Consider the following 23,715-nt stretch of genomic DNA (forward strand, 5'->3'; position numbering starts at 1 on the left):
AGCAGCCCCCTTTTTAAATATCTAATTCATGCAGTCGGTGCATAGAATCCATGAGATCACGGTACAGCTTTTTAAACATCGGAAATAATTTGCTGTACCGCTCATGGTTTTGGGTATTGGGTTCGATAACTGTCTGATGATCTATATGGGTAAGCTGACCATAGCTTTCGGGATGCAACACCTGCATAGCCAGGTAAATAGCCCCTACGGCCGAGGCATCTTCAGGTTGTAATACCACCAGCTTTTTACCGGTAATATCGGCCAGGATCTGTGTCCAGGTGGCCGAGCTTACAAAGCCGCCGCTAATGTTTACCTGGGTAATATTCACCGAGGCATCTTCTACCGTTTTCAATACATCATACAAGGCAAAACAAACGCCTTCCAGCGCTGCCCTTAAAAAATGGGCACGGGTGTGAGCCGGTTTTATATTTAAAAATGCGCCGCTGGTTTGGGTATCCCAAAGCGGTGCACGCTCTCCGTATAAATAAGGTAAAAAGATCAAACCATCGCTTGCTGCAGGTACAGTATCTATCGAGGCAAATAATTGGTCGTAATCTGCAGATGTTAGCTTTTCTTTTTGCAGAAAATTCTGCAGCAGCCAGTTAATCGCTATCCCCCCATTATTTACCGCGCCACCGCATACAAAAGTATCCTGATTGAGTAAATAGTTAAAGGTCATCCCTTCAAAATTATACACCGGTTTAGGACTGGTGATACGTACGGCACCACTGGTACCAATGGTAAGCGCGGCAATGCCCGGTCCGGTGGTATGGCTGCCCAAATTGGCACAACATCCATCGCTCGCCCCGATAACAAAAATGGTTTGCGGCGAGATATTCAGCAAAGCAGCTGTATCCTGGTTCAGATCATCACGATAGTACGTAGTATTCCTGGGAATTGATAATTTATCGACTGAGATACCAGCCAACGCACATGCTTCGGTACTCCAATCCAACTTTAGTATATCAAACAGACCTGTAGCCGAAGCGATGGAATAATCAATTTCAAAACTTGTAAAAAGCTTGAACCAGATAAACTCCTTGATCGATATAAATTTATCCGTTGGTATAAACAACTCCGGTTTGTTGGTTCGCAACCAGATGAGCTTACACAAGGGCGACATGGCATGTATGGGTGTACCCGTGATACGATATATTTCGGGGCCTTGTGCCGAAAGCCTCAGTTCCTGTGCAATATGTTCGCTACGCGAGTCGGCCCAGGTAATCATAGGCGATAGCGGCATTCCCATTTCATCAACAGGTATAATACTATGCATGGCGCTGCTAAAACTTACCGCAACGGGTGCATAGCCTATCCGCGTAGTTATATCCTGCATGCATTTTACAAAAGCCTGCCATATCAACAACGGATCCTGTTCGCTGTAACCTGGCTCCGGACTATTAATGGGGTAATGACTTTGTACCACGCCTAAAGCCTCGCCGGTAAGCGTAAGGGCTACCGCTTTAGTGCTCCCTGTGCCTATATCTATTCCTAAAATGTATGCTTGCATATCAAGTCCTAAATTAGAATAAAAAGATAAAGGACGAAAGGATAAATGGTTTGTAACCAACAAATAGGTGGATGCCCAAAAGGCTATAAAGTGGGTTTACATAATTTATCACTAAAATCAATATAAAAATCTGACTATCAATCAAATAAATCAATTTTAACCCTGAAAAGTGTAAACCATGTAAACCCACTTTTTTAACAAAATGGACTCCAGCGCATAACGCATAGTCGACTCACCCGATCATCGCTACGCTCGATCACCCTCTCTTCGCCTGCGGCGGAAAGAGGGTATTTAGGAATTGAAAAAATGTTTTTGTCATCCTGAGGAACGAAGGATCTATTCTTGACTATACAGACCGTAGAATAGATGCTTCACTCCGTTCAGCATGACAAATATTTTCTTTACCCTCTTTCCGCCGCAGGCGAAGAGAGGGTCGGCAAGCGCAGCAACGCCGGGGTGAGTCGATATTCACCAGAGCAGGTTCTTGTTCCCATGACAGTACATGACAGTTTCGGCCCAATTATTACCTAAATTAGCTTTACCAATATAACCTGATAACGTATGCAAATAATCTTTGGAGTTTTTTTCCATTTTGTCGGCGGTTTTGCCTCGGGAAGCTTTTATATCCCTTACAAAAAAGTTAAGGGCTGGGCCTGGGAAAGCTACTGGATAGTGGGCGGTATTTTTTCCTGGTTCATCGTACCTCCGCTGGCCGCATGGTTAACCATTCCGGGTTTTGCAGATATTATCAGCCATACCGAAAGTTCTGTTATCGGCTGGACATACCTTATGGGCCTGCTTTGGGGCATCGGTGGACTCACCTATGGTCTGGGCGTACGATACTTAGGGGTATCCCTGGGTAGCACGATTATATTAGGCCTTTGCTCCGTTTTTGGCGCGCTGATACCATCGGTTTATTACGATATTTTTCCAAAAGCAGGCAAGGATACTTTTAGCATGATGCTGCATTCGTCATGGGGCCAGATGGTACTGCTGGGCATTTTGCTATGCGTAGCGGGCATTGTGATATGTGGCAAAGCAGGTATGATGAAAGAAAAAGAATTATCGGCCAATGGGACAATAGCACAAGAAAATAAAGACTATCGCTTTGGCCTGGGTATATTGGTAGCTATTGTATCTGGTGTGCTGAGCGCCTGTTTTAACTTTGGCATAGAGGCAGGTAAAAGCATGGCCGATACCGCTAATCAGCTTTGGCAGGCTGCTCACCCTGCCCAGGGTAATTTCCTGTTTCAGAACAACGTTACTTATATTGTTATACTGTGGGGTGGCTTAACTACCAACTTTATATGGTGCATGATATTAAATGCACGTAATAAAACTTTTGGCAATTACACCGATAAAAAAACACCCCTGCTTAAAAATTACCTGTTTGCGGCGCTGGCAGGAACTACCTGGTTTTTGCAGTTCTTTTTTTACGGCATGGGCGAAAGCAAAATGGGCAATGGTGCCAGCTCCTGGATACTGCACATGGCCTTCATTATCCTGATAGCCAATATGTGGGGGCTGGTATTAAAAGAATGGAAAGGCGTAAGTAAAAAGGCATTGGCCACCGTAATAGCCGGCATCGCAGTCATTATTTTATCGGTACTGGTAGTTGGGTATGGCAATTCAATTAAGTAAAACAAAATATAAAAACATTCAGTAATTCAAATCAAAATTCACCAACTCAATAATTCAATAATTAAATATATGTCTGTCAGAACAACACCATTCAAACACGTAAGCTATTTGTGGGATGATGCCGAAGCCGCCAGGCTCGAAGGGGATGAAGTTGCCCTGTTAATATACCGGTCGAACCTGTTGGGGGCCGATCTGCGGCTCACCAATTATGGAGGAGGCAATACGTCATGTAAGCTTATGTCAAAAGATCCGCTCACTGGTAGCGAGGTAGAGGTGATGTGGATCAAGGGCTCTGGTGGCGACATCGGTACCCTTAAAAAAAGTGGACTGGCAGCATTATACGTCGACCGCCTTCGTAGCCTTAAAAACGTTTACCGTGGCGTAGCTTATGAGGACGAAATGGTAGAGCTTTTTAACCATTGCATATATGACCTGGCTTCCAAAGCGCCATCTATCGACACTCCGCTGCATGGCTTTTTACCCTTTAAACACATCGACCATCTTCATCCCGACGCGGCCATAGCTATAGCGGCAGCTAAAGATGGTAAGAAAATAACCCAGGAACTTTTTAACGGCACTATTGGCTGGGTGGAATGGAAAAAGCCAGGCTTTGAGCTTGGCCTGCAACTCAAACAATGCCTTGATGAAAATCCGGGAATCCGTGGTATTATGTTGGGTTCGCACGGTTTATTTACTTGGGGCGATACCGCATATGAAAGCTACATCAATACCCTCGAAGTTATAGAACGCTGTGCTGAATATCTGGAAGAAAACTATGGCAAAAAAGGACCTGTGTTTGGCGGACAAAAAATCCAAAGCCTTGATGAGGCTAACCGCAAAAAACAGGCTGCTGCCATTGCACCTATCCTACGCGGCTTTTGCTCCAGCGAAAGGCACATGATCGGTCATTTTACGGATGATGCCCGTGTGGTGGAATTTATCAACTCCCATGATCTCGGGCGTTTGGCTCCTTTAGGAACCAGCTGCCCCGATCATTTTTTGCGCACCAAAATTAGTCCGCTGGTACTGGATCTTCGGCCAGATGAGGACCTGAGCGATGTAAAAGCATTACAGGATCGCCTGACTCCCGCATTTGCTGCTTATCGCCAAATGTATACCGACTATTACAATACCTGCAAACACGATAACAGTCCGGCTATCAGGGATACCAACCCGGTAATTATCCTGTATCCGGGTGTAGGCTTGTTTTCCTTCTCCAAAGACAAACAAACCGCGCGTGTAGCTGCCGAATTTTATACCAATGCCATCAATGTAATGAAGGGTGCCGAAGCTATATCTGAATATACCTCGTTACCGCGTCAGGAAGCTTTTGACATTGAGTACTGGTTACTGGAAGAAGCCAAACTACAACGGATGCCGAAACCTAAAGCACTATCGGGAAAGATAGCCTTGATCACTGGCAGCGCTGGTGGTATTGGCAAAGCCATCGCCAAAAAATTTGTGGACGAAGGTGCCGTAGTGATTCTCAATGATATCAATACCGAACGACTGGAAGCTGCCGCCGAAGAATTTAAAAAACAATATGGTAAAGATGCTTACACCACATCTGTGCTGAACGTTACCAAAAGCGAGCAGATCAATACCGCCCTGGAAACCGCTGCCTTAGCTTTTGGCGGAGTTGATATTGTGGTAAACAACGCGGGCTTATCTATATCTAAACCCATTGCCGACCATACCGAGCAGGATTGGGATTTATTGTATGATGTACTGGTAAAGGGGCAGTTTTTTGTTACCCAGGCCGCTGTAGCCGTGATGAAAAAACAGGATATTGGCGGTGACGTTATCAATATAGTAAGCAAGAATGCCCTGGTAAGCGGGCCTAATAACGCGGGCTACGGCTCGGCTAAGGCGGCACAACTACACCTGAGCAGGCTAAATGCAGCCGAACTGGGTGCTGATGGAATCCGCGTAAATGTAGTAAACCCCGATGCGGTGATCAGCGACAGCAACATATGGGCGGGCGGATGGGCCGAAGGTCGCGCTAAAGCTTATGGTATTACCGTTGAAGAGTTACCTGCTTACTATGCCAAACGCACCCTGCTAAACCAGATCATTTTGCCTGCCGATATTGCCGATGCCTGCTTTGCCTTTACCGGTGGCTTGCTCAGCAAATCAACCGGTAATGTATTGAATGTTGATGGCGGGGTAGCGATGGCTTTTGTAAGATAGTTTTTAGAGTAAGGATTTAGGGACAAAAGATCAAAGCACATTAAAATCCACCATGTCATTGCGAGCGAAGCGTGGCAATCTCCTCACTTGTTTATAAGCGAGCGAGGAGATTGCTTCGTCGTTCCTCCTCGCAATAACATGGTTTTAATAATACATCATTATAAACCAATAAACATGCAATTAGAGAAGAGCATTATTGACGAAGCTAACCACAAACAACAAACCGCGCACCAACGGAAGTTTGATTTTGTGGCCGCCGATATAAAAGGGTTGGATACCATCCTCCAAAAATTGGGTGAATTTCAGGTGGCTATACCCAGTTGGGCATTAGGCACAGGAGGCACCCGTTTCGGCCGTTTCTCGGGCGGTGGTGAACCACGCAGCCTGGAAGAAAAGATAGAGGATGTGGGTTTAATACATGCTTTAAACAAAAGCAGCAATTCCATATCCCTGCATATTCCCTGGGATATCCCGGATAATGCAGCTTCCATCAAATCGCTGGCTGCACAGCTTGGCTTGCATTTTGATGCGGTAAACTCCAATACTTTCCAGGATCAGCCCTCTCAACAGCATAGCTATAAATATGGCTCCTTGCACCATGTAGATAAAGCGGTTCGCAAGCAGGCCGTTGAACATAATATTGAAGTGATCAATTATGGTATCGAGCTACATTCCAAAGCTTTATCACTTTGGCTATCCGACGGATCAAATTTCCCCGGGCAACTCAACATGCGTGGCGCCTTTGAACGCACATTAGAAAGCCTCCAGGAAATTTATGAAGCTCTGCCTGCCGACTGGAAGCTTTGGATAGAATACAAACCATATGAGCCTAATTTTTATTCCACCACCATTGGAGATTGGGGGCAATCGTACCTATTAGCATCTAAATTGGGCGATCAGGCGCAGACCCTGGTTGATCTGGGTCATCATTTACAAGGTGCCAATATTGAACAAATTGTATCCCTTCTATTGATGGAAGGTAAGCTGGCCGGCTTCCATTTCAATGATTCCAAATATGGTGATGACGACCTTACAGTCGGCAGCATTAACCCCTACCAATTGTTCCTGATATTTAATGAATTGGTGGAAGGTATGGACGCCCGCGGCATGAACCACGCTACAGGCATCGGCTGGATGATTGATGCATCGCATAATATCAAAGACCCTATTGAAGATTTATTGCAATCTGTAGAAGCCATCAAAATAGCTTATACCCAGGCATTATTGGTCGATCAACAGGCACTGAAGCACGCTCAACAGCAAAATGATGTAGTACTGGCACAGGAAATTTTACAACAAGCCTACCGTACCGATGTGCGCCCGTTACTGGCCGAATCGCGTTTACGGGCAGGCGGCGCACTACAACCTTTGGATGTATACCGTCAACAAGCGGTGCGCAAACAACTAATTACCGAACGAGGCGCATTAGCCGTATCAACAGGTTTATAACATGACACCGATACCCGTAATAGCTGTTTTTGATGTAGGTAAAACCAACAAAAAGCTGTTCCTTTTTGACGAGAACTATAAAATAGTTTTTGAAAGAACGGCCCGCTTTACCGAAACCCACGACGAAGATGGCGACGTTTGCGAAAACCTGGACAGTCTGCGGCTATCGGTATTTGATTCCCTTCGTGAGATATTCAAACACAAAGAGTTTGACCTCAAAGCAGTCAATTTTTCCACCTATGGAGCCAGTTTTGTTTACGTTGATGACAGCGGCAGCCCGCTTACACCTTTGTATAATTACCTTAAGCCATATCCACCCGAATTAAGCAGGCAGTTTTATGAAACCTATGGTGATGAAGCCAAATTTGCTCGTGAAACCGCCTCACCTGTTTTGGGGAACCTTAATTCGGGTTTGCAACTCTACCGGCTTAAATATCAGCAACCAGAAGTATTTAAAAAGATAAAATACGCCCTGCATCTGCCGCAATACATGAGCTACCTGCTCAGCGGTCAAATGGTAAGCGACCTGACCAGTATTGGCTGCCATACCGCCCTTTGGAATTTCAATACAAACAGCTATCACCACTGGGTTGATCAGGAAGGCATCCTACCCAAAATGGCTCCACTTCAACCTGCCGATGCAGTACTCCCGGCTATATTTCCGGGGAGTACTTACAGTGTAGGTATCGGGCTTCATGATAGTTCGGCAGCGCTTATACCCTACCTGGTAAATTTTAATATGCCCTTTGTGCTCATATCAACCGGCACCTGGTCTATCAGCCTCAACCCTTTTAACCAAACGCCGCTTACCGGAGATGAATTGAAACACGATTGCCTCAACTATCTTCAATACAAAGGCAGTCCGGTCAAGGCATCTCGTTTGTTTAGTGGGTATGATTATGAACAGCAGGTAAAGCGCATCGCTACTCATTTCAATCAGGATGTGATCAAATACCGCAGTATGGCTTTTGAGCCTGCTATTGTGACCAAACTACAGGCACAGGACGCACCAAAGGCCCGCTCAAACGAGGGCGAATTACAAAGATCAGTTTTTGAACAGCGTGATCTGCATGATTTCAAGACAGATACCGAAGCGTACCATCAATTGATGATGGATATTGTACAGCAACAAGCCATCTCCACCGGGTATGTATTAGCGAATTGTAAAGTACAACGCATCTTTGTAGACGGCGGATTCAGTAAAAATGCTGTATTTATGCATCTACTGGCATTCGCTTTCCCCCACCTGGAAGTGTATGCCGCATCAATGGCGCAAGCCACCGCTGTGGGTACAGCTTTAGCTATTCACCAAGCCTGGAACACCAAACCGCTGCCTCATGACCTTATCGAACTAAAATATTACTCGGGGCAAAGCGAAATAAACCCCGTTTAAAAAGGCATGGCTGTCATGCTGAGCATGTCTAAGTATGGTGGGCAAAGGCCTCTCCGCACGAGTCTTCGACAAGCTCAGACTGACAGGTCCTGCGCTTTATTGCTTATTCTTCACCAATTCCAAAACATCTGCTATCAGCCTCGGATCTTTGATGATCCTTTCATGGGTGGCATCAGGGTATTCTTTAGAGGTAATAGCAGCATGCCTGTTCAGAAGCTCCTGCGTGTAAGAGAAAGGCGCCATTTTATCCTCACGATCGTAGGCAAGCCAGTGCTTTTGAGCAATATCGGCCTTGTATATATCGGCGAGGTTAAAATACGATGTAGGTACATCAAATATCTTATTAAAACTCTCAAAAAACTTATCCTGTGCAGCTTGTGGTACATCGGCATTGTTCATGGTGGCTATAAAGTTTTCCTTTAAATTCACCATAGGTGTTATATTGATCAGTAATGATGGTTTGATCCCTGTTTCTTTTATAGCCAGGGTGTTGGCCATTACACCCAGAGAATGTCCTATCATCACATCCGGCGCTCCATAAGTATAGATAACAGCTTTTACTGCTTCCACAAATAACAACAGATTGGATAATTCTCCGTCCGAACTGCCATTACCGGGAGCATCAAACGCAATGATCTGCAAATCGTCGATGGTTCTGAGCGCGGTGATCAGATCAATAAAATCAGCACCCTTTGAACTCCAGCCATGGGTGATCAATACTTTACGACTGCCATTTCCCCATGTGAAACCATTGAATTTTAATATCGAATGACTAAAATGCAGGTCGTTAACCTCCAGCGTAAATGGTGCAGACTCATCCAGCAGCTGTTGTTGCGGTAATCTCGGCGGGAATTTTGGCGAATAGCAGATCAGCGGCCAAATCAGGTCGGTTATATCTTCGTTATCTGTATGCTGCAACTCTTTTACCCGGGTAAAAATCTCCTTTATTTTCTTCATAAATGCAGATTGATATCTCCAAAGGTATAAACCGACAACAAAAAGCTGTTCTCTGCAAGGCTACTTTCTAAAAAAATGACACCATTACGAAGATTAAAGATCTTTACTTTTTACCGCTCCCCAGCCATAGCAGCGTATTCAGGATCAGCTTATTTTGGATATCGTTGTCAAATGTTTGTGATTGCTCTTTGTTGGTACCGCCATCATAATCAATAGCGTTATGCCCCATGTTAAAGTAAACCATCCGATAGTTCTTGTTTGTCCACACCACGGGATAATAACCGCTGTGCCATATTTCATATGGTTTTGGCCCCGTACCCAGCGGGAAACTGGTAGAATCGATTGACAACAATATTTTGATATCCGGATTGGTACGTAGATCCTTTTCCCAGCGGTACCACTCATTGGGCGATGCTTTGAAGGTAACCGGTAAACCTTTGGTAACCGGGTGCTTAGTATCCTCTACCCGCAAAATAGCCGAGGTGGGGTGCCAGGTATTACTCTTGTACTGTCCCGATCCCAGGAATTCATTGTGGTACCAATCCCAGTTTTGAGGATAATCTGATGGTGTAAGTGCGAAGGCGGCAAAGTGGAAACCCATCCAGCCGCCACCATTTTTCATATATTGTTCAAAAGCAGCCCTTTGTGCAGGGTCGTCGGCCCGGGTATCTAAAAATATAACCACCTGGTACTTGGCCAGAAACTCCGGATTCATATTGCTCCAGTTGTTGGTAGAGTCATAGGCGAAATTATACTTTTTGGCCATGACCGGGAACCAGCGGTTAGCCTCATGCATAAAGCTGATATGTGCCTTATCATTACGCCCTGTGTAAAAGGCTATTACCTTAAATTTAGGTTTGGTACCTTGTGCATGAGCGTTGTATAAACTAAAACATATGGCGCAGATAGCAATAGCTAACGCTACAATTTTCCGAATACCTATTCGACTGATCATGGTTGAAATCTTGGATTTTGGTTAGAACCATAAAACTAAATGATTTTTATAAACCCTGCACATCAAAACCGGGTATGAGAGGTGATGTAGGGGCGGGGATGGGAATCAAGACATGAGAATCAAGGAGTAAGGTCGGATAATATCCATCACATGACTGGAAGCGAGAGACGGCGAGGATTATAATTCTAAAAAAGAGTTGTCATTTCGATAGAGCATGGGTTGGCTCGAGCGTTGTGCGAAAGAGAAATCTTATACAACGTACAAAGCAAATTTGCAGGTCGCAGAAGATTTCTCCTCGTACCTCGTTCGAAATGACACCCCTTTTATATCTTTTCTTGATTCCTGACTCTTATCTCTTGCTTCTAACCTCTCTCTCCTTACCCCCATTGCAGCATTTCTATTTTGAAGCCTATTTTGTGCATTTCCCATACTTCAACGGCGTACACGCCAAACTCTTCCACTACTTTACCGGTCATCCGGTAAAAGCCATCGCCCTGAAAAGTGTAACGTTTTAGTGATTCGGGCCAGTGTACGGTGTCGAGCCAATCGCCGTGGGGGTCAAGGAAAGTACCAAAATTCATGATCTCTCGCTTAATGGTGTTTGATTCTTTGATGGTGACCAACTGGCCCAACATCTTCACTGTTTGCCCCAGTTTGCCGGGCAGCTCTTTAACATAGGTGAGCCCCCGCTGGTCGTCATCAACCATCGGAAAAGTGTCGGTAAGGGCAAAGCCCAGTATCTCAATCTCATCAAAAGCATCCTGCAGCGGGCGACTACTTAATTCAGGCAATTTAAAATCGATGATAGGCTCATGAAATAAGGCTACGGTAGTGGGTTGCTCTTCCTGCTGTTTCTGAAAAAAGTTGGCACGCCACAACAACTCCTGTTTGCTGGTGCCGGTAAAGCGTAATGCGCCAATACGGATCAGGATATTCAGCTGCTCCATACCGGGTTGGGTCCGCTCTATAAAATCCTCCATACTCAAATAAGCGCCATTATTGCTGCGTTCGGTTATAATAGTCTCCAGCAAACCGGCTGTTAGCCTTTCAATATGTACCAGGCCCACATATACATCGGTACCTTTAATATTGGTATAAGTATCGCTTTGATTTACACAGGGTGCATGCAGCTGTGCACCGGCCCGTTTTAATTCATGAAAATAAAAAGGGGTACGGTAAAAGCCGCCAAAATTATTGATCACCCCAACCATAAACTCCATCGGGAAGTAGGTTTTGAGGTAAAGGCTTTGATAACTTTCCACCGCGAAACTGGCCGAATGTGCCTTGCTGAATGAGTAGCCACTAAAACTGGCTATCTGCCGCCAAACCTCCCGGCTGATATGGGGTGGATAGCCCTCCACTTTACAGTTGCTAAAAAACTTACCCTCTATCCTGATCATCTCCTCGTTTCCTCGGTACTTGCCCGACATGGCCCTGCGCAGGATATCCGCCTCGGCCATATCCAGGCCGCCAAAATGATGTGCTATCTTGATCACATCCTCCTGGTACACCATAATGCCAAAGGTTTCTTTTAGCAGCTCCTTCATTTTGGGGTGCAGGTATTGCACCTTGTCCTGATTATGGTAATTGTAAATATAGGCCTTCATCATACCCGATTGCGCCACACCCGGCCTGATGATAGAGCTGGCTGCCACCAGCGTCAAGTAATCATCACACTCCAATTTCATGAGCAATTGGCGCATAGCCGGACTTTCGATATAAAAACACCCGATGGTATCGGCCCGGCGAATCCTGTCGGCCACCAGGGGATCTTTCATAAAATCATCTACACGGGTAATATCTATGTCGATGCCCTTATTTTGTTTCACCAGTTGTATGGTATCCTTGATGTGCCCCAATCCCCGCTGGCTCAGGATGTCCAGCTTGATGAGCCCCACACGCTCGGCTCCGAACATATCTATTTGCGAGGTGGCGAAACCTTTTGGGGGCATTTCTAGCGCGGTATATTGATGAATAGGCTCTTCTGATATCAGCATACCACCGGCATGGATACTCAGGTGGTTAGGAAAATTCTGTATCAGGCCGGCATATTTCAGGATAACTTTTTGTATACTGTCTTCCTTAAAAGTGGCGTTCCGGTTTTTAACCAGGGTGTCTATTTCTTCTTTGGGCAATCCCAATACTTTTCCTAATTCGCGGATAGCCGCCCGGCGCTGAAAAGTGCCATGCATACCCAGCAGGGCCACATGATTTTCGCCATACTTGTCAAAAATATACTGGATGATCTCGTTCCTGTCCTTATGGCTAAAATCCATATCAAAATCGGGCGGCGAGGTGCGGAATTTATTCAGGAAACGCTCAAAGTATAAGTCGAGTTTGATGGGGTCGACGTCGGTTATTTTTAAGTTATAAGCGATGATGGAATTGGCGCCGCTGCCCCTGCCCACATAGTAAAAACCTTTGCTTCGGGCAAAATTTACGACGTCCCATACAATTAAAAAGTAGGCGTTAAACCGTAGATCGTTAACCACTTTTAATTCCTTTTGTACCCTTGCTTCAATTACCGGATCATCAGGATACCGTTCCTTCATTCCGGTTAAAGCCAGCTGCTCCAATAGCAGCCGGTCTTCTTCTAAAGAGTCGGTATAGGTTGCTTTGTTTTTGTCGGACTTTGGGTCGATGACCATAGCTGTACCGCACGTATCCGTTAACTGTAGTGTGCGTTTGATGATATCCGGGTACTGCCTGAATTTCTCCATCAGCTCCTCTTCGGTCATGAACATTTCATCGGGCAATGCGGTATCGGCCGGTATTAGTTTGGAGAGCAGCGTATTTCTGTCAATAGCCCTTAAAAGCCGGTGGAGGTTAAAATATCTTTTGCTTTGAAAAGTTACCGGCTGGCGGATGATGAATTTTTCAGGATATTTTCCTACCGGTACGTTAAACAACTTGTTCACCTCGTTTGCCCGCACGCCAATCAGTTCATTATCTTCCAATTCCTGGGGCTGTAATACGCCCAGGGTATAAATAATAAAAACATCATCATCAAAAACGGGCCTGGTCGGAAAGGGCTGATCTTCCATCTTATACCGAGACACAAAGCGGTTGATCTGCATCAGGCCCTGATCGTTTCGGGCTATCAGCAGGTAACAAAAGCGGTTATTGTTATGAATTTCACAGCCTAATATGGGTTTTATGCCTTCTTCGCGGCAATAATGTACAAAATCCCAGGCATCGGGGTTGCCATTAATATTGGTGAGACCAAGAGAGCTTATACCCATTGCCTTTGCCTTCGCTATTAGCTCTTGGGTTTTATACGTACCATAACGGTAGCTGAACCATGTTTTGCAATTAACGTACATAACGCTCCTTTTCTATCGCATTGAGTTGTTGTGCTATAGAGCGGTGCACAGCGTCCTCGCCAAAGCGGTTGCGGATATGATCCATCGCCTGGTACAAACGGATATTCTCTACTGTATCGTTAAAGATATCTATCTGGTATTGCCCCTGCACCAGGTGACTTAACCGCACACCCAGCAGGCGAACCAACTGCCGACGGTCGTATACTTTTTTAAAAAGCTCTTTAGCGGTTTGCAGCAGCACATCGTCAGACGAGGTATAGCTGATCATCGCCTGTTTGGTTTCGGTATTAAAATCAGCATAACGCAGTTTGATGGTGACACAACCACACAGCTTTTTTTGTTGCCGGAGCTGAAAGCTTACTTTCTCGGTCATCCGTACCAGTTCGCGGTGTAAAAACTGGATATCGATGGTATCGTTCTCAAAGATCTCTTCGGTTCCGATACTTTTTTGTTCGGAATAAGGTATTACCGGACTCTCATCAATACCATGCGAGCGGCGATGCATTTCGATACCCGGCTTACCAAAACGGCTCTGCATCATGGGCCGCGGTATCTCGCTTAAAATTTTAATGGTAGTTACTCCCATTTGCCTCAGCAACGACGATGTTTTTTCGCCAACGCCCGGCAGCTTTTGCACCACCAGCGGGGCCAGGTATTCCCGCTCGGTCCCAAAAGGTACTTCCTTATGACCGTTGGGCTTGTTTTCATTAGTGGCTACTTTGGAGATCAGCTTATTGGAAGCCAGGGCATAGGATATGGGTAAGCCCGTTTGGTTGGCAATACGTTGCTGCAGTTCACTCATGAACAGACTGCAGCCAAAGTAGCGATCCATACCGGTGAGATCGGCATAAAACTCATCGATACCTGTTTTCTCATACAAAGGCACTTGCTCCCGGATGATCTCACCAACATCACGCGAGAGTTTACTATAACGGTCGAAATCGCCTTTTACCGGTTTTGCTTCCGGGCAAAGTCGCAAAGCAATTTTCATAGGCATTCCAGTGTGCACACCGTAAGCACGGGTTTCATAACTGCAGGAGGCCACAATACCCCTATCGCTCAAACCGCCAACAATTACAGGTTTACCCATCAGGTCGCTGTTGTCCAGCCGGGCCACGCTCACAAAAAAAGTATCCAGATCCAAGTGGGATATAAAACGACGGTCGGCCAGGGTTGTCATAATGATTGCTGTAAATACAGTGCTAAATTACTAATATTTTTAGCAATTATTATATAACACAGATGCCATTTTTTTGTTAAATTATTGTTAATGAGTATAATAAAAAGAATAGCATCAAAAAAAGCTCAGGATAACCGCCTTCCATTGTCTGAAGTTTATCCCTCGCATAAACCCCTCTCTACCCTCCCGAGGGAGGGAATCGCACTTTGGCCTGTGCTTTTAAAAAGAAACCCCTCTTTCCGCCGCAGGCGAAGAGAGGGGTGACAAGCGTAGCGACGTCGGGGTGAGTCGGTTCATGGCCTTTTTAGTACTATCTGCCCGGATAATACTTTTTCATATAGGCTGCATCGGTAGCCGTAATGGTGGTGTTATTAGCAGCTATGGCTACATTATTTGTTGTAAACCTGGCCGGAACCGGGTAGTGCATAATGGATGATTTATCATAGGCCAGCAAGTTGCTCCCAGTTCTGGGGCCAACCCACAATACATTAAAATCTATTTGATCTTTAGTCCAGAAGTTAGGGGCACCTTCATAATAAGCATATACTGCATCTTTGTTCCATGGAATGTTGGCATCTGGGTGTGCCTGCTCATGCTGCAGGCCCAGCACATGGCCAAATTCATGGGTGGTGGTTCTTCTGAATTCTTCGTCGGAAGTATTATTATCAAACCACCCAAAATTAACCGACTGAGTTTGGCCACGACCGTCGGTGCCCACATAGGCCCATGAGCCTGCGTCGCCATTGTGCTTAAAGCCAACGGTCAGATCGGCAGCCGCATTATCAGCCACAAACTGAAACGTTAAATTAGCGCTGCTTTCCCAACTTTTAGCATATTGCTGTACTTTGCTGCGTACAAATGTGGTTCCTTCGCCACTAATAAAGCGCACTTTAATGGTACGACCGTTGGTCCACAATTTGTTGTTGGGTCCCCAGCTTTCGGTAACCGGGCCGCCCGTTACGGTTTTCATTTGACAGTTAAAATCTGCGAAAAGGGTTTCTTTTGTCACCGCATCTTTTTGCAGTACATTTTCTTCATTGTTGTTGTTTTTTTTGCAGCCCGTGGCGGCCAGCAGGGCCAGGGAGATGAGCAGGAGATTTGTAGTTTTCATCGGTGATAGATTAATTATGATTTATTATTTAAGATATTTCACATATTGATAAGATAGAATTTATAAGAAAATTCGTGTATTGATCGGTAGATTACCCAGATTTTGAAGAAAACTGGTATTCATCTGGTCCATGCCTTTATGAGACACCTATTAACAAATTTTTCATACTATCAATAACTAGCATATAATCAGAATTATAAATACCAAATTAGCAAAATAATTATATATTTTTATATTATTTGAAAAAATACACAATCATCCTATATAGAATATCATAAATACTATACAGGATGACGATTCCAGGCATGGCGGGTGGGCTTCTGCACTCTACCCTTCGACGGCGCTCAGGGTGACACCCACCTTTTTGGATCAGAGATCACGATTCTTTATAAAAAGCAACAGCCGCCACATTGCTGTAGGCGGCTGTCTCTAAGTTATTATCCCTAATTTATAACTTATTATCTTGATCCCTTTTAGGGGAGTATACTTACCTCTGCGTGGTTGTTCACATTAATATGGTTTTTGCGCATTGATTTCATCAGCGTATCTATTTTGCAACCACTACTTATTTATTAGAGGTTTTATAATGTCAAAGATATATGCCCCGGTTAACAATAGCAGTAGTGATACTACGGTATTGATATGCGGGTTTTACGCAAAATATTACGTTTACTTCATGCTCAAAAACTTGTCTACCTCCTCATATTTGTTAACCGTAATAGGTTAGGCAATAATCTCCGGCTTTACCCAAGTTGGGGGCAGGCGAACCTGCCCCGCTTAGGGTAGCGCTTCCGGCAGCACCCGGTGCACCGGTAGCACCGTTTAATGAAAATCCGCCTCTCCAACCTGCAGTAGTTTTGAGGCCATACAATAAGCCAGTAGCGGTATCCCGGTAATAATCGCCAATAGCGCCTTTAGCAGCTTCCTGAACGTTTTTTCTACTATAAACTCATACTGCCTGCTGTGCCATTTGTCCCGGCAAAACCGGCAGGCCCAACAGCACCAATTGAGCCCTTATCGCCGGTATCGCCTTTGGGACATGCAGCGCCGTCTTTACTGCATGAGGTCGTTAACAGCATGGCTACTGTGCTGCTGCTAATAAATAGGACTATCAAATTTCTTTATGTAAATAAATTTCAAGGGGTATTAAAATTGGGGGTCTCGAAACTACAGAGTAGATTATTTGATATTCAAGAACTTGCTTACCTCCTCATATTTGTTAACATTAATATGGTTTTGCTGTAACTGAATGGCAAAGTGCCCGGATACCGCCAGTATCTTATATTTTGTTGTAAAAGGCTGATAGGTACTGGTAGCTGGCGGATCTTTGGTTATTGGGGTAAAATAAAAATACAGGTTTATTTTACCCACAAAAGTTTCGTAAGCATAATTATAATTGTAGCCAACACCCGGATATGTAAATGGAAGAGGTTGCCATTGCGCTGTATTTCCATTCGGATCGGCTTGAAAATAGACTAATATCATCCCTGCATTTAATACATCGGCCGTGATCAGTGAGCTATAATGCTCCACACCTTTAACCGGATTATAAGAGCCGTTAATAGGATAATTGAAGTTGTTGTTCCACTGGTTACTTTCTATGATAAAAATCTCTGTTTGAACATTGGCATTCCCTTCAGGCCCCTGCGGCCCTACGGGCCCCCGCAAGTTTACGGGAGCCCCCCACCCCGAGCCAGATTTAGGGCCGTATAATAGGTAGTTGATTTTATCCAGATAATAATCGCCGGTTTTACCCAAGCTTGGGGCAGGCACGCCTGCCCCGCTTAAGGTAGTGCTTCCGGCAGCACCCGTTGCACCGGTAGCACCTTTTAATGAGAGACCGCCTCCCCAGCCAGTGGCCGTTTTAGGGCCGTACAATAAACCGGTAGCGGTATCCAGGTAATAATCGCCAATAGCGCCTTTTGTAGCCACAGGAGTGGTAGTGCCACTGTAAATCATATTACCGGCTGTACCATTTGCCCCGGCTGGACCGGCGGGCCCAACTGCCCCAGTTGAGCCTTTATCGCCGGTATCACCTTTAGGCCCTGCAGCACCGTCCTTGCTGCAAGAGATCGTAAACAACATTATAATTGATGCTAATAATAGCAGTGTGTAATTAATTTTCTTCATATCCATGTATCCCGAAAGTTTGTAAAAACAGCACTTAAAAAATTATCGCTAGTATTAATAATCTTTCAAGTAATATTTCATTTGCAATATTCCTTAAATCAAACAAACCGGTCAATCACAGAAAACGGTGATTTTTAACAAGAGACCGCAAGCCCTAAAACAGGCTAAATGCCTACACTAGGGCACGAATATGGCGGGGAATAAAACACAAAAGGGAGGCTAGTGCCTCCCTTTTGTGTTTTATAAGAATATTTCGTTTTAGTTTTTTGCAGCAGCCGGATGGGTATTTAAATACTGATATAGCTGAGTTCCGGTAAGCAGAAACGCGCCCACTCCGTACACTTCGGTACTGTTTTCGGTAACGGCATCGGGGCTGGCCCCTATGCGTTGTACATACCCCAGCATCCCATCGGCATGCACCGAAGCTGTTAGTGCGGCCCAGGCTTTTTTTACCACAGGCCAATAGGTTTTGTTATCCAGCATGCCGTGGTTAAGGCCCCACAACAGGGCGTAACAATAAAAGCCGGTACCGCTTGTTTCTTTAACCGGATAACTTTCCGGATCGAGCAGAGAGGCGTGCCAGCTGCCATCGGGTTGTTGCAGTGAGGATATCCTGGCCGCCATATCGCGGTATAATTTTTCAAACTTCTTTTTGTCTGGATAATTGGCAGGCATATTTTCCATCACCCTCACCAAACCGGCCAGCACCCAGCCATTGCCCCTGGCCCAAAATACTTTCTTGCCGTTCTTTTCTTTTTTATCCAGGTAGCTACCATCTCTAAAATACAGGTGCTCGGCAGGGTCATACAGATAATCGGTTGTTTTCCACCAAAGTTTAGTGGCTGTATTTAAATATTGAAGATTACCTGTTGCTGTACTCAAATAACTTAAAGCCGTAGGGCCCATAAACAAGGCATCGCACCATGCCCATTCTCTGGAGGCTATATGATTTTTCCATTCCAGCGATTCGTCATGCGGCTTGTTCACAATGCTATCGGCTAATAAGGTGAAGGGCGCAATCATTTTTTTGTCCTTGTATTTTGCATATAGCAAGGAATAGGTTTGCCCTATACAATAATCATCAGCCATAAAACGATCGCGTCCGGTATTCCAGCCCAGATCGTTGCCTATATTCACCAGTGTTGTTAAATACTTTTCGTTGTTTTTGAGTGATCCCAGTGCATAAATGCCGGTATAACAGGCAGCGTTTGTCCAATCGACTTTAGCGTGTTTAAAACCATTGGTATTCCAGTCATTAATCTGCCAATCTGCAACCCGGTGCATGATGTTGAGTATATATGCTTTTTGCAGCAGCGAATCGGGTTTAACCGCAGGCTTTACAGCATAAGCTTTTATACCAGGGATCAAAAATAGCAGTAACGTACAAAGGTATTTGAATTTTAACTGGGCAATCATTTTCAGGTATTTTTAGGTTAGGCTTTAAAGATAAATATTTTACCCGAAGTTGATTACTTCACTACTGTAGCTTCCAGTTCAATCTTTAGTGTTTCAAAAAGACTTTTCACTTCTAACAACGTGAGCGATTGTTTGATGCCATGTTTAGCCACCCAATCCTGGAAAATTTGAAAGTGAGGCCAAAGTTCCGCGGTAGAAGTTGTATAGATATTTAATCTTACAATACCTTCGGGCTTGTAACCTGCCTCGCCGATCACTTGCTCCAAGTTTTGCAGAGCTTTAATTAATTGGGTTTTCATATCGTCGTTACTGGATATACCATCGGCGCTAATAGCCGTCTGTCCCGAAATATACAGCGTACTTTCTGCATGTTTTACTTCAACCGCTTGTACATAGCTGCGCTTGTCCTGCCATTGCCAGGGGTTAATGATTCTTTTTTCCATCTTATTGGGGTTTTGAGTTTGTGCCAGAGCAGGCACCGTGATTATGAATAGTAATGCTAAAAGTTTTGCCGTTTTTTTCATGATCGTTGTTAAAAATTCATGAGGCAAAACTGCGCATAACACCCGGAATAGACAGTTGATAAACCTCACGATTATTCTGTGAGGAATATCACATTAAGAAGATAACCTGCTCAGTGTTTCGCGCGAAACACCCAGATAAGCAGCCAGCAGACCTTTAGGCACACGCTGAATAAGGGAAGGATATTGTTTAAGCAACTGTTCATAACGCTCTTTGGAGTTTAAGGTTAGCCAGGATATGATGCGGCGCTGAGATCCAATAAAACCAAAATTGGCTTTCTCCAGGAAAAAACGCACCATCTTTTGCATACTATCACACAACTTTTTGTAATCATCGAGTGAAAGACAAAGTACCTCGGTATCTTCCAGGCACACTAAGGACATGGTTGCTTTTGTTTGTGTGTAAAAGGCATAAAAATCGCTCTCCCACCAGTCTTCCATCGCAAACGAAACAATGTGCTCCTTTCCCGCTTCATCTGTATATACCAATTTTAAAAGCCCCGAGAGCACAAAGTAATGATACTTTACCGCTTCGCCCTCCTGTATCAGAAATTGGTGTTTTTTATACTTTTTAGCTGTAAAATGCGACCATACAAAGGCGAACTCTTCGTCGGTAAGCGGTACTATTTTTTCTATATGTCTTCTTAATATTTCCTCCATGTATAAGAAGATGCTATAATTCGGGCATAATAACCCTTATTCCCTTCTCTCCGGCAATAATAGCTTTGGTAGCCATCCCATAAAACAGGGAATGCTCTACAATTCCGGGAATCATTTTTATATCGATATTGAGCTGCTGCCAATGTGGCGTGTGAGCAAAATAAATATCGGCCAGCAGATTACCGTTATCAGAAATAACCGCGCCATCTTTCTGATCGCCCATACGTAATTTGATCTCGGCATCGGGATACGCAGCAGACTTGAGTTTAGCCAGCACAATCTGTAAAGCCTGCGGCAAAATTTCAATCACCAGCGGGTAGGTGGTAGTGAGTTGGGGTACAAATTTAGTATCATCACCCATTAAAATAAATTCGGCAGCCATGGAGGCCAGTATTTTTTCGGTGGTATGGATGCCGCCGCCGCTTTTCAGAGCATTGAGTTGCTTGTCGAACTGGTCGCAGCCATCAAAATAGATATCCAGATGTTTTACAGCCGATGCGGACTTTACATTTAAGCCTTGCTCTTGCAAATAGCTATTGGTTTTAAATGATGACGATACCAAAACAACAGACCGGGCCAGACCCTCGTCCTGCCCGATCATATTGGCCAGGTGCAATACTGTTGTACCGGCACCCAGGCCAATTGTTTGCCCTGTTTCTATAAATTTAAACGCGGCTTTGGCAGCCTCCAGTTTATAATCAGCCATGTGTCTTAATTTTGCGGCAAGATAGTTTATATCCCCGCAATAAAAAAAGCATTGATGCCCGGCACATCAGAAAGATAAGTAGCCATGCTTATGATCTTTCCTCCGTTCACCTCAAAAACAATGGCTACTTGCTCATCCAACAGCAAATTCCCGCGACTGGCTGTGTTATGCAACGATAAGGTAAAACCATTAAGACCAATCAGGATATATTTCAGATCGAAATTCACCCCAAAATGTTTTAGGCCCTGCGCCCGTTTGATGATCGCTTCGGCACCATTTGCCAAACCGGATAGTAAGCTGGTTCCGGGCAATGTCCAACTGGCATCGGCCGCCAATATGGAGCGCATGGTATCCCAATCATTGCTTTTTAATGAGGTGATAAATTTATTGGCAATGGCCAGTTTTTCATCATCGGTTGGCTGGGTATTATTTTGATTATCAGTTTTCATTGTAAATTAATTTATTGGTTCGGCCAAAGGAAAATCAACCGGGATAGCGGTTGCCGCAAAAACATAATTGGTAAATATCCGTACGGTAACCAGACCTATAAGTTCCATCAAGGCAGCTTCATCAAAGCCGGCAGCATAAAAATCATCCAGGGACTGCTCATCTGCATGGCCTTTATTAATGGTTATTGATTTGGCCAATTGTACTATCGCATTCACCTTATCATCGTTGCTTTTCCCTCTTCTCAGATCCAAGGTTTCTTCTTTGGTAAATCCGTTTTTAATGGCGGCCAAGGTGTGACCTGCCAAACAGTAGGCACAGCCATTTATTTCTGACACGATAAGCGCTATGGCTTCTCTTTCTTTTGGCCTAAATACCCCATGGCTAAACGCGGCATCAAAATCAACAAAGCCTTTCAAGGCATTTTCGGAATAACCCATAGTAGCGTACAGGTTGGGCACCCTGCCTAATCTTTTTTGAAACTGATCAAATATAACCTGCGATCCGGCGCTTACCTGATCGCGGTTGGGCACTTGTATTGTTTTCATGATATTATGTTTAAAGATTTTATTAAAGATAACTTATTTTGATTTTTGGCGATTGAGGTAAAGCCTTGCCGATTCGCTCATGGTGATGATAGCGCCACCCAGTATCACCAGATCCTTAATTACCAAACGCCCCCTACCAGAAAGATACGGGAAACCCCATTGCGCATCGGTTAAGTGCGGCACCCAACTTTCGTGCGTCGTAACCAGGAACGAGAGTGTCCCCAAGGTGAGGATAGCGATAAGCAAACTGCCAATCATACTGGCTAAAGGAGCTATCCGGTATAAGGCCACCAATACGGCTAATGTTACCAGGAAAATCCCCAAACCGGTTGAAAATCCGTAGGTATTGTTTTCGATGTTCCACTGATGATTGGCGGGTATCAACTCGCCTTCTTTATTCTGATGGGTTTTGTATTCAGTTGGGTGATTATAAAAGAAAGACATGAAGGGGCTGTTGGCTACAAAAGGCACAATACCATCGGCCTCGTAAGTAAAAAATTTAAGGCAGCCTATCCAAAGGAACACCACAACGATACCAAAACGGATAACTTTTTTGCCCAATTGATCGAGGTTGGCGATGCTGTTTATAATAGAAGTTTTCATGATGTAATTTTGTTTAATCAAAGCTACATCAGTTATCAACGCCCCAACATGGACGAATGTGGCTATTGCTTGGACAAATCTGCCACAATGGAGATACCGGTTTTATCGCGAAAAGTTTGCGGTGAAACTTTGGTTACCTTTTTAAAAACACGGCTAAAATAAAATTCATCCTGAAACTGAAGCGCATAGGCAATTTCCTTGATGCTTTGCCGGGTTAGGTGCAGTCGCTTTTTGGCCTCCAGTATCAATCGTTCCTGGATCAACTGCGAAGGTGTTTTTTTAAAATAACGCATACAGCGCTTACTGAAACTATTGGGTGTTATGGCCAGTAGCTGCGCATAATCATTGGGTTTATGCAGGGTAAGATAATGCTGATCCAACAGCCTGCTGAATTGCTCCATTTGCTCATCCTTTTCTTTACGATCCTGGTTACCGGCTATCAGCTTTACTTTAATAGTGCTTGACTTGGCCAGGAAGAGTTGCAAATACGCCCGGAGAACGATCTCTGATGGAGACACCTGTCCAAACTCTTGATCAACCTCGACTAACAGCTGCTCAAATACCCGGGCATCGTCGGTGGTTAGTTTAACACAGGGTTGTATATACAAATTATTAAACAACAAACCATTGCAGGCAACCTCTTCCCGATGATATTCGATACAATAAAAGTCGGAGTGAAACTGCAGCATGGTTAATGGTTCAGGTTTATTATGCTCCAGGTAAATAACCTGTAAGGGTGTCGAGAACAGGAGAATAGGTCCGGCATAGTTAAACTTGCCAAAATCGGCATGATAAACACCTTTTCCTTCAGGAATAAATAAGATAGTATATTCAGAGAACTGAGCCGGTGAGCTCAGCAGATCGGTATCTGCATTTTTTAACCCAATCAGATATTCGCCAGATCTTGAAAATACTTCTTGCATGTTTATTTATATTTAACAGAGCTAAAAGTAAATATTTCCGGTATACCCATCT

21 protein-coding genes are annotated in these 23,715 nt (G+C 44.5%); 4 read left to right on the forward strand and 17 right to left on the reverse strand.

Translation table 11 applies throughout. From position 1 onward, the window contains the following. Positions 1–13: 13 nt before the first annotated feature. Complete coding sequence (locus G7092_RS10470; protein ID WP_166088921.1) at positions 14–1,510, reverse strand: gluconokinase; 1,497 nt, start codon at positions 1,508–1,510, stop codon at positions 14–16. A 561-nt stretch (positions 1,511–2,071) separates the two neighbouring features. On the opposite strand from G7092_RS10470, the gene rhaT reads away from it, so the two are divergent. The 4 genes from rhaT to G7092_RS10490 all read left to right on the forward strand — a co-directional run bounded on the left by rhaT (position 2,072) and on the right by G7092_RS10490 (position 8,183). Continuing rightward, complete coding sequence (gene rhaT, locus G7092_RS10475; RefSeq protein ID WP_166088923.1) at positions 2,072–3,151, forward strand: L-rhamnose/proton symporter RhaT; 1,080 nt, start codon at positions 2,072–2,074, stop codon at positions 3,149–3,151. A 69-nt stretch (positions 3,152–3,220) separates the two neighbouring features. Then, positions 3,221–5,341, forward strand: coding sequence for a bifunctional aldolase/short-chain dehydrogenase (locus tag G7092_RS10480; RefSeq protein ID WP_166088925.1), 2,121 nt, complete (start codon positions 3,221–3,223; stop codon positions 5,339–5,341). A 174-nt stretch (positions 5,342–5,515) separates the two neighbouring features. Continuing rightward, positions 5,516–6,790: a sugar isomerase gene (locus tag G7092_RS10485; protein ID WP_166088927.1), complete on the forward strand. Its 1,275-nt coding sequence runs from the start codon at positions 5,516–5,518 to the stop codon at positions 6,788–6,790. Position 6,791: 1 nt separating this feature from the next. After that, a complete protein-coding gene (locus G7092_RS10490) occupies positions 6,792–8,183 on the forward strand; it encodes an FGGY-family carbohydrate kinase (RefSeq protein WP_166088929.1) in 1,392 nt (463 codons plus the stop codon). 96 nt (positions 8,184–8,279) lie between these two features. On the opposite strand, the gene G7092_RS10495 is transcribed toward G7092_RS10490, so the two are convergent. The 16 genes from G7092_RS10495 to G7092_RS10570 all read right to left on the reverse strand — a co-directional run bounded on the left by G7092_RS10495 (position 8,280) and on the right by G7092_RS10570 (position 23,663). Further along, positions 8,280–9,140: an alpha/beta fold hydrolase gene (locus tag G7092_RS10495; RefSeq protein ID WP_166088932.1), complete on the reverse strand. Its 861-nt coding sequence runs from the start codon at positions 9,138–9,140 to the stop codon at positions 8,280–8,282. Between the two features lie 103 nt (positions 9,141–9,243). After that, positions 9,244–10,095 (reverse strand): ThuA domain-containing protein, encoded by an 852-nt coding sequence (locus G7092_RS10500; RefSeq protein ID WP_166088935.1) that lies wholly within the window; start codon positions 10,093–10,095, stop codon positions 9,244–9,246. Between the two features lie 377 nt (positions 10,096–10,472). Next, complete coding sequence (locus tag G7092_RS10505; protein WP_166088938.1) at positions 10,473–13,418, reverse strand: DNA polymerase III subunit alpha; 2,946 nt, start codon at positions 13,416–13,418, stop codon at positions 10,473–10,475. Beyond that, on the reverse strand, positions 13,408–14,598 hold the full coding sequence (gene dinB, locus G7092_RS10510; RefSeq protein ID WP_166088940.1) for a DNA polymerase IV: 1,191 nt from the start codon (positions 14,596–14,598) through the stop codon (positions 13,408–13,410). Before dinB ends, G7092_RS10505 begins: the two co-directional genes overlap by 11 nt. A gap of 310 nt (positions 14,599–14,908) precedes the next feature. Further along, positions 14,909–15,709: a snapalysin family zinc-dependent metalloprotease gene (locus G7092_RS10515; RefSeq protein ID WP_166088942.1), complete on the reverse strand. Its 801-nt coding sequence runs from the start codon at positions 15,707–15,709 to the stop codon at positions 14,909–14,911. 709 nt (positions 15,710–16,418) lie between these two features. Beyond that, the gene (locus G7092_RS10520; RefSeq protein ID WP_166088944.1) at positions 16,419–16,580 is read right to left on the reverse strand and encodes a hypothetical protein; all 162 of its coding nucleotides are present in this window, start codon (positions 16,578–16,580) and stop codon (positions 16,419–16,421) included. 70 nt (positions 16,581–16,650) lie between these two features. Next, complete coding sequence (locus G7092_RS10525; RefSeq protein ID WP_166088946.1) at positions 16,651–16,788, reverse strand: hypothetical protein; 138 nt, start codon at positions 16,786–16,788, stop codon at positions 16,651–16,653. Between the two features lie 100 nt (positions 16,789–16,888). Then, positions 16,889–17,839 (reverse strand): collagen-like domain-containing protein, encoded by a 951-nt coding sequence (locus G7092_RS10530; RefSeq protein ID WP_166088948.1) that lies wholly within the window; start codon positions 17,837–17,839, stop codon positions 16,889–16,891. Between the two features lie 258 nt (positions 17,840–18,097). Then, on the reverse strand, positions 18,098–19,255 hold the full coding sequence (locus G7092_RS10535) for a glycoside hydrolase family 88/105 protein (RefSeq protein ID WP_166088952.1): 1,158 nt from the start codon (positions 19,253–19,255) through the stop codon (positions 18,098–18,100). A 53-nt stretch (positions 19,256–19,308) separates the two neighbouring features. Next, on the reverse strand, positions 19,309–19,698 hold the full coding sequence (locus tag G7092_RS10540) for a RidA family protein (RefSeq protein WP_166088954.1): 390 nt from the start codon (positions 19,696–19,698) through the stop codon (positions 19,309–19,311). Between the two features lie 174 nt (positions 19,699–19,872). Then, the gene (locus G7092_RS10545; protein WP_166088956.1) at positions 19,873–20,436 is read right to left on the reverse strand and encodes a Crp/Fnr family transcriptional regulator; all 564 of its coding nucleotides are present in this window, start codon (positions 20,434–20,436) and stop codon (positions 19,873–19,875) included. A gap of 13 nt (positions 20,437–20,449) precedes the next feature. Further along, a complete protein-coding gene (gene rpiA / locus G7092_RS10550) occupies positions 20,450–21,142 on the reverse strand; it encodes a ribose 5-phosphate isomerase A (protein WP_166088959.1) in 693 nt (230 codons plus the stop codon). A 26-nt stretch (positions 21,143–21,168) separates the two neighbouring features. Then, positions 21,169–21,591 (reverse strand): nuclear transport factor 2 family protein, encoded by a 423-nt coding sequence (locus G7092_RS10555; RefSeq protein ID WP_166088962.1) that lies wholly within the window; start codon positions 21,589–21,591, stop codon positions 21,169–21,171. A 6-nt stretch (positions 21,592–21,597) separates the two neighbouring features. Further along, entirely contained in the window at positions 21,598–22,137 is a 540-nt protein-coding gene (locus G7092_RS10560) for a carboxymuconolactone decarboxylase family protein (protein ID WP_166088964.1), read from the reverse strand. Between the two features lie 33 nt (positions 22,138–22,170). Then, a complete protein-coding gene (locus G7092_RS10565) occupies positions 22,171–22,740 on the reverse strand; it encodes a DUF417 family protein (RefSeq protein WP_166088968.1) in 570 nt (189 codons plus the stop codon). A 62-nt stretch (positions 22,741–22,802) separates the two neighbouring features. Next, positions 22,803–23,663: a helix-turn-helix domain-containing protein gene (locus G7092_RS10570; protein ID WP_166088970.1), complete on the reverse strand. Its 861-nt coding sequence runs from the start codon at positions 23,661–23,663 to the stop codon at positions 22,803–22,805. Positions 23,664–23,715 lie beyond the last annotated feature (52 nt).

This window comes from Mucilaginibacter inviolabilis (assembly GCF_011089895.1).
Classification (GTDB): Bacteria; Bacteroidota; Bacteroidia; order Sphingobacteriales; family Sphingobacteriaceae; genus Mucilaginibacter; species Mucilaginibacter inviolabilis.

Coding starts and splice junctions, on each gene's coding strand:
- G7092_RS10470 (WP_166088921.1), bottom strand. CDS start 1,510: ATGCAAGCATACATTTTAGGAATAGATATAGGCACAGGGAGCACTAAA.
- rhaT (WP_166088923.1), top strand. CDS start 2,072: ATGCAAATAATCTTTGGAGTTTTTTTCCATTTTGTCGGCGGTTTTGCC.
- G7092_RS10480 (WP_166088925.1), top strand. CDS start 3,221: ATGTCTGTCAGAACAACACCATTCAAACACGTAAGCTATTTGTGGGAT.
- G7092_RS10485 (WP_166088927.1), top strand. CDS start 5,516: ATGCAATTAGAGAAGAGCATTATTGACGAAGCTAACCACAAACAACAA.
- G7092_RS10490 (WP_166088929.1), top strand. CDS start 6,792: ATGACACCGATACCCGTAATAGCTGTTTTTGATGTAGGTAAAACCAAC.
- G7092_RS10495 (WP_166088932.1), bottom strand. CDS start 9,140: ATGAAGAAAATAAAGGAGATTTTTACCCGGGTAAAAGAGTTGCAGCAT.
- G7092_RS10500 (WP_166088935.1), bottom strand. CDS start 10,095: ATGATCAGTCGAATAGGTATTCGGAAAATTGTAGCGTTAGCTATTGCT.
- G7092_RS10505 (WP_166088938.1), bottom strand. CDS start 13,418: ATGTACGTTAATTGCAAAACATGGTTCAGCTACCGTTATGGTACGTAT.
- dinB (WP_166088940.1), bottom strand. CDS start 14,598: ATGACAACCCTGGCCGACCGTCGTTTTATATCCCACTTGGATCTGGAT.
- G7092_RS10515 (WP_166088942.1), bottom strand. CDS start 15,709: ATGAAAACTACAAATCTCCTGCTCATCTCCCTGGCCCTGCTGGCCGCC.
- G7092_RS10525 (WP_166088946.1), bottom strand. CDS start 16,788: ATGCTGTTAACGACCTCATGCAGTAAAGACGGCGCTGCATGTCCCAAA.
- G7092_RS10530 (WP_166088948.1), bottom strand. CDS start 17,839: ATGAAGAAAATTAATTACACACTGCTATTATTAGCATCAATTATAATG.
- G7092_RS10535 (WP_166088952.1), bottom strand. CDS start 19,255: ATGATTGCCCAGTTAAAATTCAAATACCTTTGTACGTTACTGCTATTT.
- G7092_RS10540 (WP_166088954.1), bottom strand. CDS start 19,698: ATGGAAAAAAGAATCATTAACCCCTGGCAATGGCAGGACAAGCGCAGC.
- G7092_RS10545 (WP_166088956.1), bottom strand. CDS start 20,436: ATGGAGGAAATATTAAGAAGACATATAGAAAAAATAGTACCGCTTACC.
- rpiA (WP_166088959.1), bottom strand. CDS start 21,142: ATGGCTGATTATAAACTGGAGGCTGCCAAAGCCGCGTTTAAATTTATA.
- G7092_RS10555 (WP_166088962.1), bottom strand. CDS start 21,591: ATGAAAACTGATAATCAAAATAATACCCAGCCAACCGATGATGAAAAA.
- G7092_RS10560 (WP_166088964.1), bottom strand. CDS start 22,137: ATGAAAACAATACAAGTGCCCAACCGCGATCAGGTAAGCGCCGGATCG.
- G7092_RS10565 (WP_166088968.1), bottom strand. CDS start 22,740: ATGAAAACTTCTATTATAAACAGCATCGCCAACCTCGATCAATTGGGC.
- G7092_RS10570 (WP_166088970.1), bottom strand. CDS start 23,663: ATGCAAGAAGTATTTTCAAGATCTGGCGAATATCTGATTGGGTTAAAA.